This window comes from Spirosoma arboris (assembly GCF_009754945.1).
GTDB classification, from domain to species: domain Bacteria; phylum Bacteroidota; class Bacteroidia; order Cytophagales; family Spirosomataceae; genus Spirosoma; species Spirosoma arboris.
Map to the genome: position 1 here is coordinate 38,115 of NZ_WPIN01000010.1, position 21,727 is coordinate 59,841.

At 48.6% G+C, this 21,727-nt stretch carries 8 protein-coding genes; 7 read left to right on the forward strand and 1 reads right to left on the reverse strand.

From position 1 onward, the window contains the following. Positions 1 to 275: 275 nt before the first annotated feature. The 7 genes from GO755_RS24265 (at position 276) to GO755_RS24295 (ending at position 17,552) form a co-directional block, all read left to right on the forward strand. Positions 276 to 4,397, forward strand: a complete 4,122-nt coding sequence (locus tag GO755_RS24265; RefSeq protein WP_157587898.1) for a two-component regulator propeller domain-containing protein — start codon at positions 276 to 278, stop codon at positions 4,395 to 4,397. Between the two features lie 1,061 nt (positions 4,398 to 5,458). Further along, positions 5,459 to 8,653 (forward strand): SusC/RagA family TonB-linked outer membrane protein, encoded by a 3,195-nt coding sequence (locus GO755_RS24270; protein WP_157587899.1) that lies wholly within the window; start codon positions 5,459 to 5,461, stop codon positions 8,651 to 8,653. Between the two features lie 13 nt (positions 8,654 to 8,666). Continuing rightward, positions 8,667 to 10,259 carry a RagB/SusD family nutrient uptake outer membrane protein gene (locus GO755_RS24275; RefSeq protein WP_157587900.1) on the forward strand — a complete coding sequence of 531 codons (1,593 nt, stop codon included), beginning with the start codon at positions 8,667 to 8,669 and terminating at the stop codon, positions 10,257 to 10,259. A gap of 187 nt (positions 10,260 to 10,446) precedes the next feature. Continuing rightward, complete coding sequence (locus GO755_RS24280) at positions 10,447 to 10,617, forward strand: hypothetical protein (protein WP_157587901.1); 171 nt, start codon at positions 10,447 to 10,449, stop codon at positions 10,615 to 10,617. An 18-nt stretch (positions 10,618 to 10,635) separates the two neighbouring features. After that, positions 10,636 to 11,661, forward strand: a complete 1,026-nt coding sequence (locus GO755_RS24285; RefSeq protein ID WP_157587902.1) for a GntR family transcriptional regulator — start codon at positions 10,636 to 10,638, stop codon at positions 11,659 to 11,661. 9 nt (positions 11,662 to 11,670) lie between these two features. Further along, on the forward strand, positions 11,671 to 15,093 hold the full coding sequence (locus GO755_RS24290; RefSeq protein ID WP_157587903.1) for a VCBS repeat-containing protein: 3,423 nt from the start codon (positions 11,671 to 11,673) through the stop codon (positions 15,091 to 15,093). 83 nt (positions 15,094 to 15,176) lie between these two features. Continuing rightward, positions 15,177 to 17,552, forward strand: coding sequence for an alpha-L-rhamnosidase-related protein (locus tag GO755_RS24295; protein WP_157587904.1), 2,376 nt, complete (start codon positions 15,177 to 15,179; stop codon positions 17,550 to 17,552). Between the two features lie 2 nt (positions 17,553 to 17,554). Here GO755_RS24295 and GO755_RS24300 read toward each other — a convergent pair whose 3' ends face one another. Further along, positions 17,555 to 21,649 (reverse strand): hybrid sensor histidine kinase/response regulator transcription factor, encoded by a 4,095-nt coding sequence (locus GO755_RS24300; RefSeq protein WP_157587905.1) that lies wholly within the window; start codon positions 21,647 to 21,649, stop codon positions 17,555 to 17,557. Positions 21,650 to 21,727: the final 78 nt, after the last annotated feature.

Below are 21,727 nucleotides of genomic sequence, written 5' to 3' on the forward strand. Positions count from 1 at the left end.
CATTTCGACCAGGATTTGACCCATCTCGTCGGGGTGCTACCTGAAGTGGTCGGTTATTTTTACTGAATCGCCCGGCACTTCGCTGGTGCCAAACCGACAACCTTACTCGATGATGAAAAAACGACTTACCTACTGGGCCATTATGACCCTGGCATATAGCGTACTGATGGGTTTGTTTTTATGGCTGCTGTACCTGCTCTTGTGAGGAAGCTGGGTAATCAAGTAGGAACGGGCTTCCTCATTATTTATACCTTCAGTTTTTGTCAATAAAGTCTATGCCACGTAGTGGTTCGTTTTATCTGGTCCTGTTGCTCATTACCCAGACTTACTTGTCGTTTGGGCAGAGTAATCTTGCGGTGAATCGGACGAATACGATTGTACCTAATCTGGTTGTGGAGCGCTACAACAGCCACGATGGTTTGCCCGATGATCGCGTACGGGCCATTTTTCAGGATAGCCGGGGCTTTTTGTGGATTGGTACCCAAAACGGGCTTTGCCAGTACGATGGCTATCGGTTTAAGAAATACTATAAAAGCAATCACCCCAATCATATCTCCGGCAATTTTATCTATGCCATTTGTGAAGACACCGCTCATAGAATCTGGATTGGTAGCTCGGAGGGGCTCAATCTGTTCGATCCTAATACCGAGCAGTTTACCAATTTTCACCACCAACCGGGCAATCCAACATCGTTAATTCATGATCGAATCAAAAGCCTGCTGGTCGATCAATCGGGTCGTGTCTGGATTGGCACCGCTGGCGGATTGACTTCGTTTGAGCCAAAAACACAGTCGTTCAGGCAGTACAAACAGCATCCATTAACAACGACCATCAATAGCATTATCCGTTCAAAAGGCGATTATATCTGGATTTCAACGACCGATGGATTGGTTCATTATAACATTCGAACCAACCAGTTTACGCTACATCGGCTGAGTGTTCGGGCCGATCCTTATGGGGAGCGATTCTGGGCAATGGCCGAACGCGGAAACGATTTGTATGTGGCAACGAGCACAAATGGATTGGTTAAACTGGCCTATAACCAGAAAGCTGGCGTTCATGATTCATTGACCTATTTAACCCGGTTTGGGCGAAGCGGGGAAACGCTGGCGCAAACCGAACTCTTTGATTTATGCCTGGATAACGCCGGTGATTTGTGGCTGGCAACCGACCGGGGACTGGCGAAACTGGAAAACCTGGATACCCCATCCGTTCAATTGCGGTTTTACCGAACTAATCCTCAGAATACGAAAAGCATCAGCAGCGACCGGATTTATAAAGTACGCATTGACAATACGGCTGTTTTATGGTGCGGTACCGAAATGGGAATCAATAAGTTAGACCTGACAAGTTTGCCATTTCAGTACTATACCTTCACGGGGCTACAGCCGCAGGATCAGGTTCGGAGTATGGCTACATACGATGGTCAACATATATGGATTGGAGCGGGTAAGCAGGGAATATACCAATATGACATTCGAACGGGTATAACAAAAACGATGTCGCTTCAACCCGAAGATGCCTCCTTTCAGTCTGTTCGGTCTATGGCAATTAGCCCCGATAAAGCGCTTTGGATTGGCACGCTAGGTGGCGCGCTGCACATGCATGGAAACCAACTGGCAACTTATCAAAAACTCCTGAATGGCCGGGCGGTCTTTGCGCTTTTACCCGATTCAAAAGGCAACGTGTGGGTAGGTACAACCAATGGACTACTTCAGATTACCAAAGAAGGAAAGGTACTCGCTTGCCCACTCGGATCGATGCGCCGGCAGAATCCTGATTTTATCTGGTCGCTATTGGAGGACCATCAGGGACGAATCTGGGTAGGTATGGAAAATAATGGATTAGGTGTTATCGATCCACAAACTCGCGTGTTCACGCCGATAAATGGTCAAAAGCCTAACCAGATGCTAACAGGTAGCGCTATTTATTCGCTGATCGAATCGCCCAAAAATGTGATCTGGGCAGGCTCCGAATCGGGGCTAAACCGGATCAGTATGCAGCCTTCGGGAAGCAATGCGATTCAATATACCGTGCGAACCTACCACGAACCAGATGGCTTACCGGAGCAATCGGTTAAAAGCCTTCTGGCTGATAGTCTTGGTTATTTATGGATTAGTACCAGCAAAGGTCTGGCCCGACTCGATCCATCTACCAATCAATTTAGCTATTATCTACCTACTCTTTCATTTACGCCCAGCAGCCGCTATAAGTTTAGTGATCGCAACCTGCTTTTCGGCACCACGGATGGATTTGTAAAGGTTGATCCCACTCAGATTGCCCGAAAGACAGTAGCACCCCGAGTGGCCTTAACGGAGTTTAAACTTTTCAATAAAGAGATTGGTATTGGTGAAATTATACATGGCGATGTTGTTCTGAATCAGTCAATTGCTACTACTCGTGAGGTAACTCTTAATTACCAGAATACCGTTTTTACGATTGGTTTTACAGCCTTACATTTTGCCAATCCGTCGGCCAATACGTTTGCCTATCGGTTGCAGGGATTCGATAAAGATTGGATTACCACGACATCGGCCAACCGAACCGCAACCTATACCAATCTGGACCCCGGAACCTATCAGTTTTTTGTGAAAGCGACTAATAACGCCGGGGAATGGAGTTCGCAGCCCGCTCAATTAATCGTTACTATCTTACCACCACCCTGGAAAACAGGATGGGCCATCGCTTTTTATGTTCTGCTGTTCAATGGGCTACTCTTCGGATTTATTCGATACATTCTAAGTCAGAGCCGTCAGCGACAACAGTTGCTTTATGAACAACGAGAGCGAGAGCAACTCCAGAAACTGGAACAGGCGAAACTTCAGTTTTTTACGGATGTTTCCCACGAATTTAGAACACCGTTATCCTTGATTGTTGGCCCGGTTAATGATCTACAACAGGTAGATAATCTCCCGCCTGTTGTCCAGCAGAAAATCAGTCTTATCCGAAGGAACAGCCAGAAATTGCTTCATCTGATTGATGAGTTAATGACGTTTGAAAAGCTGGACCAGGGTATGCTCAAACTGAAACCGGGCTGGCAGGACCTCATCGAATTTACCCAGGAAGTCTGTTCCAATTTTGGCCAGTTGGCCACTGCTCGATCCATGACGTTCGAGGTATTGAAACCGAACTCAAGGCTACCCTTTTGGTTTGATGCAGATAAATTAGAAAAAGTACTTACCAATCTGATTGCCAATGCATTTAAGTTTACGCCAGATGGAGGTATAATTCGGGTTGAGGTGGACACGATTCCTGATAACAAGGCTAATCTGTCGGTATGTCTTCGTGTTACGGATACGGGAACTGGCATTACCGCAGACGAATTGCCGCATGTATTCGAGCGCTTTTTCCAGTCAGAGACGAGCCAATTCGGCACAGGGGTTGGCCTTTCGCTTACCAAAAATCTGGTTGAACTACACGGTGGTACTATTTCCGTTACCAGTACACCTGGTGTTCAAACCTGTTTTTCGGTGATTTTGCCAGGAACCGAACTGTATAATTCCGCCACTGTTGATCAACAGATAGCGCTGGTTAGTTCATACACAAACCAGGTTCAAGTGCCCATTGAAATAGGAAATGAATTAGCAGATGGTCATACGAACGATGCCATCGACGATCAGCCGCTTTTGCTGCTTGTCGATGACAACCATGAAATTCTAGACTATTTATACACGCTTTTTCGTACGAACTACCGGGTTATCCGGGCAGGTAACGGTCGGGAAGCATTACAGCAAATTTCGATAGACGAGCCAGACGCCATTATCAGTGATATTATCATGCCTGAAACGGACGGAATCGAGCTATGTCGTACGCTTAAAAGCGATCTGAATACCTGCCACATTCCGATCATACTGCTCACAGCTCGCGCTACGGTAGAGCATACGTTAGAAGGACTCCAAACCGGTGCCGACGATTATGTGTCGAAACCCTTTCAGCCAGAGTTATTACGTGTTCGGGTCCAAACGCTGATTCAGATGCGCAAGCAATTGATTGAAAAATATCGAACGAATCCAACGCTATCTCTTCCATCAACGGAAGCGACACTTCATCCGCTGGATAATGCCTTTTTACAGAAAGTACATAACACGATTATGACCAATTTGAGCAACGAAGAGTTTAGTGTAGAAGCCCTGGGCGATGCTGTTTCGATGAGCCGAAGTAATCTATTTCGCAAGCTGAAAGCCATAACTGGCCAAACACCGCTGGAACTCATTTACCATATTCGCCTGCAACGAGGGCGGGAGTTACTAATGAATCGTCAGTTGACAATTTCTGAGATTACCTACGAAGTTGGTTTCAAAACGCCTTCGTCATTCAGTAAGTCATTTAAAAAGCAGTTTGGTAAAACGCCTAAGGATTACCTCAATGATGCATTGATTGGATTGTATACCGTATAATCTATTGTCCGAGAACCAAGGGACGTTTTTCTAAACGGTTTTGGTATCCGATTATGACCAGTTCAGTTAATGATGATAAATACTCTTTTTTTTGAACGGTTACAGGTAAACTAAACTACCCGAATCAACCAATACAGTTATATAGCCAATCGCATTAGTAGTCAGGTTATTGTCGTAATAAATTGAGTAGATCTACATTAATAAAAAGAGTTTCTTACCACTTCTTTTCGGACCGTAGCATGCCAAGTTGCTCTAAGCTACGCACTTATTTAGTGGCCTTCCGACGGTCGATTTGTAGGCGATCAACTAGGTACTCGAATTTACTAAAGGGGGATTCGGATATAAGCTCGATTAACTTTTTGCTTTAATAGGTGCTTAGCTTCGAGATTGCAAAACTGTCTGGTTACAAAGCAGTTTAACACGGGTAATTTAGTCAATTGTCTACCGATCCGTCACCTCAACTGCCTGTAAGTTGAATATAGGCCAATCCAACCAATTCTGTTCCATTTTTACTACCTGTAAACGCCGGGAACAGACGGCTTTGTAATCAATAGGGTAGCCACTTGAGTCGAGAACGGGCTCGCAAATAAATCGTGAAGGATTAGATAAAGCACATTGATCATGCGCCCGGTACGACAATTGTGATCGTAAAACGGATAAATACGCTCAACTGATATTACTGATTAGCCGATCTAATGAGGATCTAAACTTCGTCAGGCCGCTAGCTACACGATTGAAGTACGCTTCCTGATTAGGCAATGACCATTGAAAATGGAAGGGCTCCTCTGGAAGCGTATAGATAACTTAGTTAGCAGACGTGCTTTTAACAGGAAAGTAGGATTTGTTAATAAACGATTCATTCGGAATATAAAGAAGTAAGCCTTCCTGATTAATTAGTTAACCCGTTTCAAGTATTCCCCACCATTTTCTATTTGGTTAACAATGGTTTAGGCCAATTGAACACGTATGCCTTTACAACGGTAATCAGTATAGACCCACCCAGATTTTCCGACTTAAGGCTAGTTCTTTATGGTCAAAATACAATTATAACCCCCGTTTGTATGAATCGAACGTACTACATTTTGCGGATACCGCTATTCGTCCTGACCCTGACGGTACTGCTCGGATGGACCAGGCCAATACAGGCTCAGACTCGTGCCTTGACGGGACGAGTGCTTGATGCCACTGAAAATAATGGCCTCCCCGGCGTCAATATTCTCTTGAAAGGCACCACCAATGGAACCACCACCGATGCCGACGGCAACTTCCGACTGAGTGTACCAAATGGACCAATCACGTTGGTTTTCTCATCAGTCGGCTATGTGGCACTGGAAACAGTAGTAGGTGGCAGTAATACTATCAATGTGTCATTACAATCAGATGCCCGTTCACTAAATGAAGTGGTTGTGGTTGGGTATGGCCAGAAAACAACGCGCAAATTGACCGAATCCATTGGCACAGTTCAAGCGCGTGACATTATTAAATTACCCGTTTCTAGCCCGGAGGCCGCCATTCAGGGGCGTGTTTCGGGAGTTCAGATTACGAGCGTTGACGGAACACCGGGGGCAGGAGTAGCTATTCGGATTCGGGGAGTTAGCACTGTTGGTAACAACCAGCCGCTGTTTGTGGTAGATGGGGTGCCAATTGGCGATGGCACCAGCAATCAGATCAATCCCGCTGACGTAGAAAGTATATCTGTCCTAAAAGATGCCTCATCGGCGTCAATTTATGGATTACGGGCAGCCAACGGAGTAGTTCTGATTACGACCAAACGGGGAAAGCAAGGCAAGCCGCGCGTAAACGTTGATGTCTATAGTGGGGTGCAAAACTTTCCTAATCAGTTGGACATGCTGAATACTCAACAGTATGTGGCGCTGGCTACGGAGTCCATTAACAACGCCAATGCTCAGGCGGGTCTTGTGCCGGGAAGTTCAGGCTATTTAGTGTTATCGCCTGATCTGCGGCCCGGAAGCCCATATCTCAATATTGACAATAGCAAAGCCTGGCGCGATGCTGCGCTTCACAAGAATGCACCCGTTAGCAACTATAACCTGTCCCTGTCGGGCGGTAATGATGTCTCCAATTACTTCATCTCATTGGGGTACTACCAACAACAGGCGATGGTGAATAAATATGATCTGAGTCGGTATTCGTTCCGGGTCAACAGCGATCATAAAGTGGGTAGTCGATTAAAAATTGGTCAGGCCTTAACGCTGACCTACAACCACACCTACCGGGGCTCCAACAATACGGGTGATGGCTTTATTTACGCCAGTACAACGAATATGCCACCCATACTCAGTATTTATGATACCGATCACCGCGTTCCGGGCAATCGCTATGGCTATACCGGCAACCTGAACGTAGCGGGCTTTGTAAGACTGAACAATATCGGGATCAACGCCGTCAATGAGAACCATGATTATGCCTACCGACTGCTGGGCAATATCTACGCCGAACTGGAAATCATAAAAGGCTTGAAATTTCGCTCAGTAGCCGCTGTTGATTATTCTCCCTACCGGCAAAGCTACTGGCGGCCCGGCTATACGGCTGCCGAATTGGGGCAGGAGCGAAATACCAATAATTACCAGGACGGTCGTGGTGAGGGTATTCAACAGGTGTTTACTAATACACTGACCTACAACGGTCAATTTGGCGGGCATTCCATCAACGCAATTGCAGGTATGGAATATCAGCAAATAAAGAGTAATTATCTGGGCTACAGTGGCGCTAATTTCCAAAGTACCGATCCTAATTTCTATTCGAGTATTCAGAATCAACAGGGAAATTCGAATGGGAATGGCGGATTTGCCTATAACAACGCTGTTTCATCCCTGGGCCAAAAAGCCTATGCATCGCGGTTTGGGCGGTTGAGCTATGATTATAAGGATACGTATCTGGTCACGCTGACGGCTCGTTACGATCAGTCGTCAAATTTTGCTCCTCAAAACCGGAGTAAACTGTTTCCTGCGGCATCGGCTGCCTGGCGTATTTCTAACGAATCGTTTTTTCAGAATAAACTACCCTTCGTGACCGATCTGAAAATACGCGGTAGCTGGGGTCAGTTAGGTAACGATAAAATCGGACTGGATTTCCCTTACCTGGCGCGGGTGCAGCAGGGCCCCTGGTACACATTTGGTGTTGGTCAGTCGTCGCTGAACGGAACGGGCATCCCGAATCTGGTAAACAGCGATCTCCGTTGGGAGGTTAACGAAAGCACCGATGCAGGTTTCGATCTGACACTTTTCGGTCGATTGAACCTGCTGGTTACGTATTACAATCGGAACACAAAAGATTTTTTGTACAGCCTGCCCGTCAATACGACCTCCGGGTTCACAAGCATTCCGGTTAATCTCGGTCTGGTTAATAACCGGGGCCTTGAGTTTGAAACCAGTTATAAAAAATCCTTCAAGTCGGGCCTGACGCTGGATTTCTTCGGGAACATAACTACGGTCAAGAATAAGCTGGTGGCTTTAGCGCCTAACGTTCAGGAGTTTGCGAGTGGTAACTATCGTACAGCGGTTGGTTATCCGATTGGGTATTTCTATGGCTACAAAGCGACGGGTATTTACCAGAATCAGGAGCAGGCAAATGCGGCTGTGCCTGATGTAACGGTCAACAAGCAGAAACCTGTACCGGGCGATATGATTTTCCAGGACAACAACGGCCCTGGCACCAACGGTCAGCAATTCAGCGGCACACCCGATGGTCAGATTACGACCGATGACCGGACCAATCTCGGCAAAACTATTCCTGATTTTTTCTATGGCTTTGGCGTGAATGCGAACTGGAAAGGATTTGACCTTGCCATTATGTTTCAAGGTATATCCGGGAACAGCATTTATAATTCCTACCGGGCCGCCAACGAAACAATGTCCGGTGCTGGAAACAACCAGTTAGTGAACGTTCTGGGACACTGGACAGGCGAAGGCACCAGCAATACCATACCTCGGGCTACCGCTCGTGATCTCAATGGAAATGCCCGGTTTTCCAGTCGCTGGATTGAACCCGGTGGATTTTTACGCCTGAAAAATGTGCAACTGGGCTATACCGTACCCAAAGCAGTACTCAACCGACTGAAAGTGGCGCAAACTGTTCGGGTGTACGTAGCAGCTAGCAACCTGTTCAGAATCACCAAATACACTGGCCTCGATCCAGAAGTGACCACGTTCAGTTCGCAATTGCAGGCCGGTACCGACAATGCAAACATGCCTCAACCTCGCACGGTGCAAATCGGGGCTAATCTTACTTTCTAAGCGCAACTCTCCTATGAAACGATCTTATATTCTTACACTTCTTACCACCTTGCTGATTGCCGGACTGTTTTCGCAATGCGAGAAGAAGCTCGACCTATCTCCATTGGGGGCACTTGATGAACAAACCTATTACCAATCGACTGACGATTTCAAAGGGGCAGCTGTTTTAGCCTATTCGACGCTGCTAAATTATACCTATGAGCAATTCGACGGGGGCGGTTGGTTTAAGGGTACAGGCATGATTGATGACGATCAGACCAGCCATAATAACGGGGCCGATAATATTGAGGAATTCAACTGGCGCTCGAACGACGGAACCTGGAGTGCGCTTTGGTCGAACACCTACAAGGGTATCCAACGCGCCAATATCATCATCGAAAAGCTGCCAACCGCGAAGGGCGTGCCCGACTCCACCAAGAAGGTGTTCGAAGCAGAAGCTCGTTTTCTGCGGGGTTACTTTAATTTCTTTCTGGTTATTAATTGGGGAAATGCGCCATTGGTTACCGTTACGCCCCGCACATTGGAGCAAACTCGTGCAGGTAATTCGCAACCGGGCGAGTTATGGGATGCGGCCATCGCTGATCTGAAGCTGGCGAAAGCGGGCTTGCCGGTCAAGTGGGACGACGCGAATAAGGGGCGGGCAACAAGTGGGGCCGCTTCTGCTATGCTGGGTAAATTGTTGCTTTTTCGTGCACAATGGGAAAAGAAACCTGCTCTCTACACGGAAGCCGCAACAGAGTTTCAGGGTTTAATCGGCAAATATTCGCTGGTGAAAAACTATCTGGACAACTTCACCCCTACCACAGAAAACAATGCGGAGTCCGTTTTTGAGGTTCAAATGGGAATTGGCGGTGTAAACCCCTGGCTTCCGGCCGATTTTGTGTTCTCGAACGGATCATCGGCTGGCACGGCACGACTTATTTATTACCGGGCAGCCTGTGGCCCAAACAATGTTTGTGCACCCGGAGCCGGGGGAACAGGCTATGGGCAGATTGAGATCACGGCAGGTCTTCAGAAAGAATTTGAAGCTGGTGATCCGCGCCGACAGGCCACACTGTTTCTGGATGGCGATTCGTACGATACGGGTACCAATATTGATGGCTCCCAGAAATGGGTATACAGCAAAAACTGGACAATTACGGGCTCAACGCCCGCCAAATACGTCCGTAAAGATGTAAACATCGACTATCGCTCGCCATTGAGTGTCAATAACCAACGAACAATTCGTTACGCCGATATTCTGCTCATGCTGGCTGAATGCAAGCTGTTGGGCCCGAAAGATAATGGGGGTGCGGTGGCGCTTATCAATCAGGTACGCCAACGCGCCGATGCAACGGGAAAAATACTGCCCGATGTTGCCGTTGGTACCGATGCCCAGGTTTTTAAAGCGTTGATGCACGAACGACGCGTAGAGCTTGCTCTGGAAGATCATCGCTACGACGACCTTGTTCGTTGGCACCGGGCGGGCCTGATTAACATCAAAACCGATGTTGATTTTGGTCGAACAACGGCCAATACAAATTGGGCTGAAAAGAATTTACTAAAACCCGTTCCGCAGAGTGAGCGCGATTTAAACCCCGCCATTGTGCAGAATACAGGTTTTTAAGGTTGCCGGTTTATTAGTTTAGGTTGGAGTAAGTACAACAGGCCGGATTCCGGCCTGTTGTCTTAAAGGGCCGGCTGATTCTGAGCCATTTGCCGGATTTGTCCAGTCATTTGCCGAATCTGTACTACCGGCCCACCAAAGAGAAGGAAGATATTTGTATCACTTTACCAAGATTAAGTTAAACATCATGATTGGTAAAGCTTGGAACGCTCGTCCGATGAAGCTGCTCAGGAGAAACTGGCGTCAGTTCGGGAAAGCGTCATTGATCAAACCAAAAAGTATTCTCTGGCTGGAACCCCTGGCACTTTTGCTGCTTTTTGGGTTGCTGCTGGGGCTTGTCTGGCTGGCTTTGTCCTGATACAAATTTCCTATTCCTATGAAAGACACCTTAACAATGACCGATCGGCAGCGGTCGCCGAAGTACCTACAGGTTGTTAATGCCGTAATTAGCGATATTGAAGGTGGCTCGTTGCGTATTGGCGATCGGTTGCCGTCGATTAACGATGCCTGCACCGATTGGTACCTGTCAAAAGACTCCGTTAAACGGGCATACGACACGCTTTCGCAACTCGGCTTGATTACGTCTGTGTATCGAAAAGGGTACTTTATTGCGGGTAAAGCGAATCGCCGGATTCAGCGGGTATTGATCATCACCGGCCAACTAACCGAAAGCGTCAAGCAACTCCACGACGCCATAGTTCGGCAGGTGGGCGGGAAGGCGCTCATCGACATTTGCACCTATAATTACCGGCAGGATCTGCTGGGCCAATTGATCGACAAGCACCTTGGCAACTACCATTATTTCCTGCTGATGCCGCATCTGGTCGAAACCAATCCCACGTCAATTCAATGTCTGAATAACCTGCCAGGTAATCAGTTGATTTTGGTTGGTAGCCAATGGAGGGACCTGTTGACACATGGTCATCAGATTTACTACGGTGGCCAAAAAGCCTTTTATGAAGCGCTGGAAAGCCAGTTAACTGTGTTGCGAAAATATAGCCAACTGAATCTGGTACTACCAAATCTCGATTTCTTCGAGGCCGATTATATCCAGGCATTCCAACAGTTTTGCACCCGTCACGATTTCAATTTTCAGCTGCTCGACGAACTCACAGAGACTGATATTTGTCTGCATCAGGCGTATTTCGTAACCGACAGTGCCGACCTGATTACGCTCGTGGATTACAGTCAGCAGCATGCCCACCAACTTGGTCAGGATCTGGGCGTTGTGAGCTTCACCGAGAATGAATATACACGGCTTTTAGCGGGTGGCGTGTCGGTGATTTCCCATCCGTCGGCCGAGGTGGGCCGATTGGTGGCGCAAATTCTAATTGGCCAACCTGGCTCTAGCCAACCGGCTTACTCACTTCCCCTTCAATTACAATTCCGGGCTTCTTGCTAGGCTATTTTTATGTTCTATTTTTCGTGGTATCAGGTCCGATGGCTGATCATCGGTCTGGTTGGATTGCTTGGGAGTTGTACATCCAAAGAGAAATTATTCGTTCAGCGAAAATCCTCCGAAACAGGGATTACGTTTGTCAATCGACTGACAGAGAACGATTCAGTGAATGTACTCTCGTTCGAATATATGTACAATGGCGGGGGCGTTGGCGTAGGGGATTTCAATAAGGATGGATTGCCCGATGTCTATTTTGCCGGGAATCAGGTGTCGAGTCAGTTATACCTAAATCAGGGAGATTTTCACTTTAAAGATATAACCCAGTCGTCGGGCACTGGTACTACTGTCTGGTGCACAGGGGTGAGCGTGGCCGACGTCAATCAGGATGGCTGGCCTGATATCTACGTGAGCGTGGCTGGCCCGACAAAAGACACGACCCAACGAACGAATAAGCTGTTTATTAACAATGGTTTACAGTCCGACGGTGTGCCAACATTCACCGAACAAGCTGCTGAATATGGCCTGAATGATAGGGGCTACAGCACCCAGGCGGCATTTTTCGATTACGACCGTGATGGCGATCTGGACTGCTACTTACTAACCAACGCCCTCGAGACAACGAATCGCAATACGTTACGACCCAAACGACTCGACGGCGAAGCACCCAGCACGGATCGGCTTTACCGAAACGATGGCCTGGCACCAGGTGCAAAATCACCCCATTTTACTAACGTATCACGAGAAACGGGCATTCTGGCAGAGGGATACGGTCTTGGTGTGTGTGTCAGTGATCTGGACGACAACGGTTGGCCGGATGTGTATTGTGCCAACGACTTTTTGTCGAACGATCTGGTGTGGCTCAACAGACCCGGAATTGGTAAGCCCGCTTTTTCTAATCAGGCGGCTACGTTGTTGAAACACCAAACCCATAACGGGATGGGCGTGGATATTGCCGACATTAACAACGATGCCTTGCCCGACATTGTCGTGCTCGATATGCTGCCACCCGATAATTACCGACAGAAAATGATGCTGCCCGGTTCCAACTACAATCGTTTTCAGATGGAACAACAGCTTGGTTATCAGCCTCAATATATGCGCAATACGTTGCAGTTAAACCGAGGAGCGAGCCAGGCAAACGGGCAATCGACAGTGAGTTTTAGCGAAATTGGCCAACTGGCGGGAATCGAAAAAACCGACTGGAGTTGGGCACCGCTATTGGCTGATCTGGACAACGACGGCTGGAAAGATTTGTACATCACAAACGGCTATCGGCGTGACGTTACCAACCTCGATTTCATTGTATTCAATCACGAGCAGGCATCGTTTGGGACACCCGAAGCACAATGGAAACAGACAAAAGAGGAGTTATATCGCCTGCCGGATGTAAAGGTTCCGAAATACGCGTATCGCAATCAGGGGGGTAATCCGGCGGCATCGCTGACGTTTGAGGATGTTTCGGATATCTGGGGGCTTAATCAGATTGGTTATTCAAATGGTGCCGCTTATGCTGATTTCGATAACGATGGTGATCTGGATTTGGTGACCAACAATATTGACGATGAGGTATTTGTACTGGAAAATCGGCTCAACCAGCAAAGCCACGAAAAAGGAAAGGAACATCACTGGCTTCGACTGACCATTGCGCCCGCACCGGGATTGCCCGTTACGATTGGCACTAAAGTCTGGTTGTATGCTGGTGGCCAAATGCAGATGCAGGAGCTGTCGCCCGTTCGTGGGTTTGTGTCCACTGTCGAAAACGTGCTTCACTTCGGCCTTGGAGCCGCCAGCCGTTTTGACTCGCTGGTGATCCGTTACCCGAATGGCCAAAAACAAGTCCTCTGGCAGAATACGGCTGACCAGATGCTTGCTATTTCGTACAAACCGGAAGGCGAATGGAAAGCTAAAGCGCCAGACCAACCACCTCTATTTACCGAACTCTCTGCTCAACAAAGCGGTTTGACGGTAGCTCATCAGGAAAATTCAGTCGTCGATTTTAATCGAACACCTTTGTTGCCACATCAATACTCGAAAAACGGCCCATGCCTAGCTGTTGGCGATATAAACGGCGATCACCTCGACGATTTTTTCATGGGCAACGACTATGGCAAGCTTTCGAACATTTACATGCAACAGGCAAATGGACAGTTTATAACGATAACCTTGCCCGGAAGCGATGCCTTTGAAGACATGGGTGCCGCCTTTTTCGATGCCGACGGTGACGGTGATCAGGATATATACGTGGTGAGTGGTGGCAGCCGTGAAGAAGGATTATCGGCTGCTTATCAGGACCGACTTTATCTCAATGATGGTACAACGAAGCCAACCTTCCGACCCGCACCACCGTCGGCCCTGCCCGCTACCCGATCCAGTGGTGCCTGCGTTACGGTTGGAGACTTTGACGGAGATGGTGATCTGGACTTATTCCGGGGAGGTCGAATTATTCCAGGCCAGTATCCTAAACCGGCTGATAGTTATTTACTTCGGAATGACGGGAGCAAATCGACTGGGCCCCGGTTCACCGACGTGACCGTTCAACTAGCGCCCGGTCTTCGCCACATTGGTTTAGTAACAGCCGCCCTCTGGACCGATGCGGACAACGATCACCGTGTCGATCTAATGTTGGTAGGAGAGTGGATGACGCCAACACTGTTTCATAACGAAGGTGGTCGATTGGTACTGCAAAAAGTAGATGGGCTCGATCAGGCGTCGGGCTGGTGGTGTTCGCTGCTGGCAAAGGATTTTGACGGCGATGGTGATATGGATTTCGTAGCCGGAAATCTGGGATTAAACTGCAAATTCCGCGCGTCGCCAACGGAGCCGGTACGCGTATTCGCTGATGATTTCGATCACAACGGTCGGCTTGACCCAATTCTAACATTTTACCTGAACCATGAGCACGTTCCAGTAGCGCAGCGCGACATATTGATGGTACAAATTCCCTCCATCAAAAAGCGTTTCCCAACGTTTCATGACTACGCCAGCCACCCGTTCGAGGACTTATTTACGGAGGACGAACGAAAGTTAGCCTACGTTCGGGAAGCTCAGCAGATGGCCAGTTGCTACATTGAAAATAAAGGCAAAGCCGGTTTTGTCGTCCACCAATTACCCATAGAAGCCCAGATGGCTCCGATCTATGGGATTCAATCAGAAGACTTCACCGGCGACGGTCGGCTAGATTTGTTACTAGTCGGCAACTTCTACGGAGCTGAAACCATTGGTGGCCAGCACGATGCGGGGAAAGGATTATTACTGTCGGGCGATGGTGCCGGGCATTTTCGGACGGTTTCGAATACCGGTTTAGTTATCGACAAAGACGCCAAAGCGGTAGCCCCACTCCGACGTAAAGACGGTTCGGTCTGGTGGTTAGTGGCAAATAACAATGGACCATTGCAGGTGATAGCCCCGCGCCGGCGGACCGGCAGATTTTTATGATTACTATGATTTAGGATTGATCTAAAAATCATGATTAATCTTAATAGTTATAAAAATCAGCGTTCTATCAATCATAAATTCTAATGCAAAACATCACCTTCCACCTTTTTATAACCCTTTTCCTAAACCTGACCGCAGTAGCGCAACAGCCCGATCCAACAGCACCTGATCATTGGGATGCCAGTTGGATTGGGCCTTGCAACACGTCCCTGAAACGGTACGGCGTTTTCATGTTTCGTAAAGAATTTAGTCTGGCCAGCAAACCCAAATCGTTCGTTGTTCATCTATCCGCCGACAATCGCTATCAGTTATTTGTAAACGGCAAATCTGTGATCCTGGGGCCGCAACGTTCCGATCCAGCACATTGGCGGTACGAGACAATTGATCTGGGGCCTTTTCTTCGGAATGGCAAAAATGTACTAGCTGCCTGGGTCTGGAATCAGGGTGAGCAAGTGGCCTGGGCGCAGTTGTCGCACCAGACGGGTCTATTGATTCAGGGTCATTCTACCGCTGAAGCCATCGTCAATACAAATCATAACTGGCGAGTCATGGAGAATATGGCGTATACACCACTGTCCAACATAAACCATATCGTCGGGCCATTTGACCAGGTTTTTGCGCAGCGATATCCCTGGAATTGGGAGCAACCGACTTTTGCGGATGATCAATGGCTATCCGCCTGCGAAACCGAACGACCTATTCCGTTCGCATCTTCTGAAAAAGCCCCTCGAAAATTAATGCCCCGTAATATTCCCCTTTTGGAGGAACGGCAACAGCGGTTCGCGCGTATTCGGCGAGCAGAGGGGATAACGGCCAATACGGCTTTTTTGACAGGTAATGGACCAATCAACATTCCAGCCGGGTCGACTGTTACGTTGCTCATTGATCAGGATTCCTTAACAACCGCTTACCCGGAATTGCTGGTTAGCGGAGGGCGCGGAGCCAAGATCACGGCAACCTACGCAGAAGCATTGGTCGATACGAAAACCGGTCAGAAGGGGAACCGGAATGACATAACGAACAAACGAATCAGGGGCGATTATGACGTTTTCCTGTTGGACGGGGAAACGAAGCGACTGTATCGACCGCTCTGGTATCGCACCTTTCGCTACGTTGAATTAACGATTGAAAATCATCAGGACCCGTTAATTATTCATGACTATTCCAGTCGATTTACCGCTTATTCCTTCATCGAAAAGGCCTCGTTTGCTAGTAGTGATTCAACTTTAGCGACTATGTGGGAAGTGGGCTGGCGCACTGCCCGGCTGTGCGCCAATGAAACCTATATGGATTGTCCGTATTATGAGCAGCTTCAGTACATTGGCGATACGCGGATTCAGGCATTGATTTCGCTTTACGTGTCGGGTGATGACCGGTTAATGCGCAACGCCATCCAGCAATTCGCTGATTCACAGATACCGGAAGGGCTAACGAGTAGCCGGTTTCCGTCCAATATGCATCAGGTAATTCCGCCATTTTCTTTGTTCTGGATCACGATGATTCATGATTATTGGATGCATCGCCGGGATGATGCATTTGTTAAATCATACTTGAATCAAATTCGGGACGTGTTGAAATTCCATGAGAAATACGTCAATAAACAGGGCATGCTGGACAAGATGCCGTACTGGAATTTTGTCGACTGGCCCAACGAGTGGCCTTGGAAAGGTCAGGAAGAATTAAGCGGTATTCCTGCCGGTGCGTTGGAGGGAAATTCGTCTATTTTAACCCTGCAATATGTGCTGGCACTACGTCAGGCAGCCGCTCTGTTGATGGCGTACGGCGAAAAATCAGATGCCACTCACTATGGCCAACTAGCCGATAAATTGAGCCAGTCTACCTATCAATTATGCTGGGATTCTTCCCGGAAAATGCTCGCCGACACACCCGCTAGAACGGAGTTTAGTCAGCACGTGAATGTACTAGGTGTGCTAGCAGATGCCATTCCGAAAGAGCAGCAAGCGGCTCTACTCCAGCGAATTTTGGTGGATACAACGATCGTCCAATGTACGATCTATTACCGATTCTACTTGAATCAGGCATTCCTGAAAGCGGGCCTTGGGAGTCAATACATTCCTATGTTAACTCCTTGGAGGCAAATGCTTTCGCTGGGCCTGACGACCTTTGCCGAACGACCAGAACCTACCCGATCTGACTGTCACGCCTGGAGTGCAAGCCCGGTTTACGACTTTCTGGCAACGGTATGCGGCATCAAACCTGCCTCGCCTGGTTTTAGTAGCGTTCGGATTACTCCACAACTTGGTCCGTTAGCTTGGGCATCGGGAAACGTACCACATCCCTTGGGTTTAATTCAGGTGAAATTCAGCCAAAAGGCTGGAGTACTGACGGCGGATATCAAACTGCCCTCAACATTGACCGGTGAACTAGTTTGGAATAACAAAATAGTAAAACTTCACGGCGGAAGCCAGCATTTGGTTGTTGGTGAGCATGTTCGATAAGCTTACGCTTTCAGAACGTCGCCCATATCCTGTTGGGATTTTGTAGACTGAATATATTCCCCAGGCGAAACGCCAAACTCCTTTCTGAAGGCGCGGATGAAGTAATTGGGGTCGTTGAAGCCAACCAGATAAGCGGTTTCGGCTACCTGATGCCCACCCGCACGGAGCCATTGCCGGGCTCGTTCCAACCGGATACTACGGATAAGGTCATTCCCGCCTTTGCCGGTTAAGGCCCTGAGTTTGCGATACAATTGCGTATTGCTCATGCCTAGTTCCCGCTCAAGTCGTTGTATATCGAGATCAGGGTCAGCGATGTGCGTTTCGATGAGCGAAAGGACTTTTTTGAGAAACTGTTCTTCGGCGGACTCAATCGGAAGGTCGGATGGTTGGAGATAGATCATCCGGCCGTATTTCTCGCGTAACTTCTGCCGACTCTGAATCAGGTTTTTCGCTCGGGTTCGGAGTAAGTCCACATTGAAGGGCTTCGTTACATAGTCATCGGCACCAACGCTCAGACCCTGTAGCTTACTTTCTGTACTCGATTTTGAGGTTAGTAAAATGAGTGGAACGTGACTGGTTTTTTCGTTGGTTTTGATGGCTTCGCACAACTGCACGCCGTCCATGTCGGGCATTAACCAATCACTTACAATGAGGTCGGGGACTTCTTTTTCTGCCTGTTCCAGCGCTTCTCTGCCGTTTGTGGCTTGTAAAACCCGGTAGTTTTGACTGAAACAATCGCTCAGATAATGCCGCAAATCGTCGTGATCTTCCACAATCAAAACCAAGGGTAAATCGCTGGACATATGCACGACTGGAATCGTTTCGTTAGGGGCTGTCTCTAGCCAGATTTCGGGCTTGTCAGCTACTGGAACTACATCTGCCGGACGATTCGATAGCCAATCGATGGGGAACGATAGTTCGGATACCGGCAGACTTACGGTGAACACCGTACCAACACCAAGCTGACTTTCGACCTGAATGCTGCCCCGGTGCAATTCGATCAGTTCACGCGTTAGTGCCAGGCCGATGCCTGTACCTGCTTTCTTAAGTTGGTGCTGCCCATTTACCTGATAAAAACGGTCGAAAATGTGCGTAACATGATTGGTCGGAATGCCAATGCCCGTATCCTCTACTTCCAGCAATAACTCGGGCGATTCACTGGCGTTACGTACCTGACAGCGAATGGTAACAGTGCCACCTTCTGCCGTGAATTTCAGAGCGTTGGCAATCAGGTTGTACAATATCTTTTCGACAATATCCGGGTCGAAGAAGGCGGGGAACGTCGTGAGTTCTGTTTCTACGCGCAGGGTTACGCGTTGCTGTACGGCAATCAGTTCAAAGGAACCTACCACCCGCCGAACGAATTCCAATACATCCTGCCGGTTGATTTCGGGACGGAGCAAACCCGATTCAAGTTTGGAGAGATCCAGTAACTGATTAATGAGTCGCAGAAGCCGGTTGGCATTCTGGTGCATGGTCTGGAACCAAAGTCGCCGGGGATCAGGTGCTCGGTCCGATAAAAACTGCTCTAAGGGAGTCAGTATGAGTGTTAAAGGCGTACGGAACTCGTGCGAAATATTGGTGAAAAAGCCAGACCGTAACCGATCCAGTTCACGGGCTTTTTCGGTTTCAATGTGCTCAATACGCAACTCGGTTTTATAGCCTTCCCGAATCTGAATCATCCGGCGAATGAGCATCAACAGACTGGCCACTAACCCTGCATATAAAAAATAGGCCCAGTAGGTGCGGTACCAGGGCGGAAGCACGATAAGCTGAAGCACAGTTTCTGAGGCCTTTGCGAAGTCATCGGAAGTGGCGGCTTTCACACGAAACGAATATGTACCGGGGTCAAGATTGGTGTAGGTCGCTGATTGTTGCGGGCCAACGAAGTTCCAGGCTTTTTCAAAACCGTCCAGGCGGTAGGCATATCGAATGTTCCGGTGCGCCTGAAATGCCACGGTGGCAAAATCGAAGGTCATAACGGTCTGATCGTGCCGAAGGGTGATGGACTTCGTGTCGGGCAGATTGCGGGTTAGTGGAGAATCGGCGGCTCCCGGAACCACGGCGCGGTTGAAGAGTTTCATACCGGTGATGTAAACCGGAAATGGCTGGGCATTGGTTTCGAAACGAACGGGATTGAAAACCGTTAAACCATACTTTCCCCCCCAGAAAAGCGTACCGTCGGGGCTCTGACTAACGGCTTTCTCCGTAAAATCATTGCCTGGTAAGCCGTCGCTTTTGCGATACGTACGTACCACCTGACCGGCTTCATTCAGTTGACAAAGGCCGTCGTTTGTGGCCGCCCATATGTTGCCCCGCTGATCCTGACTGAGGCTCATAATAGCGTCATTGGATAAGCCGTTGTCGGTCGAAATCAACTCAAAACGCTGTCGGCTGGTATTGAACCGGTGCAAACCGCCCAGGCTACCCACCCAAAGGCGGTGCTGCCGGTCTTCCAGCAGGCAGGTCACATGGCTATCATCCAGGCCATCGGGCAAGGTAAAGTGATGTCGACGAATCTGCCCTGTGCGTCTTCGCCACTCAATTAACCCTCGGCCCAGTGTTCCAATCCAAAGGGTGCTGTCACTTCCTTCCAGAACTGTCCTGAACGAATTATTGGTACGTGTAAATCCGTTTACCGGCTCGATCTGCCAGGTTTTTGTGTCTAATTGCCAGAGTGTCCCACGATTGGTGGCAACCCAGGCTTTGTGAGAACCAGTCGGAAGAACGCTGTGAATCTGTTCCGGATGTAACTGGGTTATGTGGCGCAAAACCCGGCCTGTCTCGGTGTCCATAACATCGGTGCCTTTGTTCCAGATACTAACCAGTAAGGTTCGATCTGACAAACTATTAAGAAACGTAACATCGTTTCCTGCCAGCGAAGTGGGGTCTCCGGGCCGATGCTTAAAATGGCGAAACGTGTTTGTTTTGCGGTTTAAATACGTGAGCCCCTGCGTACTTCCCAGCCAGACATTGCCCTGTTTATCAGCAGATACCGACGAAACCTGGGGCGTCATCAGACTGTTGGGTTGCCCGATCTGGTGGGTATATTGCTCAAATAAGCTGGGTCGGGCAAACCACACATTGAGCCCACCTTCCCACGTTCCCATCCAGATATTACCCTGTCTGTCGCCCCGGATGCACAGAATGGCGTGGGTGCTGAGGCTGTTTCGCACAGTTGGCTCCGCCCGGTAGTGTGTTGGTTGCCCGAAATCCGCCTGCGCCGAAACCAGTACACCATCGTCTGTACCCAGCCAGTACTTTCCTGTAGCATCTTCGAACAAACTCCGCGCGAAATTCACCCCCTCAATTGTTCTCTCCTGGTAATAAATCGATGAGAATGAGTCCTGAGCAGGGTTATATCGAAATAGGCCCCAGCCCTGAGTGCCTGCCAGCAGTTGGCCCCGGCTATCGCAAAGCAGTGTCATGACATTCCCGGTAGAAACGGCATTGCGGATCGGTACCTGATACGTTTGCACGTGATAATCAGACAAACGCATCTTCACGACAACGCCAGCTTCGTAGCCAATCCAAATGTTGCCATCATGATCTGGACAAACTGTAAACGGTCGTGTTTTGGGTAAATGGTATTTATCCGACGATAACTGGTTAACCTCCCGCGTAGCCGGATTAATCCAGAGAAGTCCCAACTCATTCGTTGTTGCCCAGATTTTGCCCGATCTGTCCTGATCCAGTGCCGTTATGGTAGCCGTCGATATATTGACGCCCGTTGATGTCCGAACTAAATGGTCAAAATGGATGCCTGTATTGTCTAATTGTGATAAGCCGCCGGAGCGTGTTCCCACCCACAGTCGGCCTTGCTTGTCCTCAAAAAGACAGGTTACTTCGTTGCTGCTCAAACTTTTGGGGTCTCGCTGAGAGCGACGATATACCTGAAAGCTCTGGCCATCATAGCGGTCCAGGCCGTCGGCGGTTGCCAGCCATAGAAACCCTTTTTGGTCCTGCAATAAGTCATGAATGGTACTGTGAGAGAGCCCATCGCCGGTATTAAGCAACTGAAAGTTAGCCTGTGCCTGAGCAGGTAACCAGGGTTTCAGCAACCAACTGATCAGAATTATTAAACAACCGAACCGCATTGTGGAAATATGTGAAATTTGGGCATGAAAAACAAGTTGGCTGTACCGGGTAAGCCGCTCGTTTACCAATCAGTATTT

What these genes read in the sequence shown, in the direction of transcription:
- GO755_RS24265 (WP_157587898.1), top strand. Translation starts at nt 276, where the DNA reads ATGCCACGTAGTGGTTCGTTTTATCTGGTCCTGTTGCTCATTACCCAG.
- GO755_RS24270 (WP_157587899.1), top strand. Translation starts at nt 5,459, where the DNA reads ATGAATCGAACGTACTACATTTTGCGGATACCGCTATTCGTCCTGACC.
- GO755_RS24275 (WP_157587900.1), top strand. Translation starts at nt 8,667, where the DNA reads ATGAAACGATCTTATATTCTTACACTTCTTACCACCTTGCTGATTGCC.
- GO755_RS24280 (WP_157587901.1), top strand. Translation starts at nt 10,447, where the DNA reads ATGATTGGTAAAGCTTGGAACGCTCGTCCGATGAAGCTGCTCAGGAGA.
- GO755_RS24285 (WP_157587902.1), top strand. Translation starts at nt 10,636, where the DNA reads ATGAAAGACACCTTAACAATGACCGATCGGCAGCGGTCGCCGAAGTAC.
- GO755_RS24290 (WP_157587903.1), top strand. Translation starts at nt 11,671, where the DNA reads ATGTTCTATTTTTCGTGGTATCAGGTCCGATGGCTGATCATCGGTCTG.
- GO755_RS24295 (WP_157587904.1), top strand. Translation starts at nt 15,177, where the DNA reads ATGCAAAACATCACCTTCCACCTTTTTATAACCCTTTTCCTAAACCTG.
- GO755_RS24300 (WP_157587905.1), bottom strand. Translation starts at nt 21,649, where the DNA reads ATGCGGTTCGGTTGTTTAATAATTCTGATCAGTTGGTTGCTGAAACCC.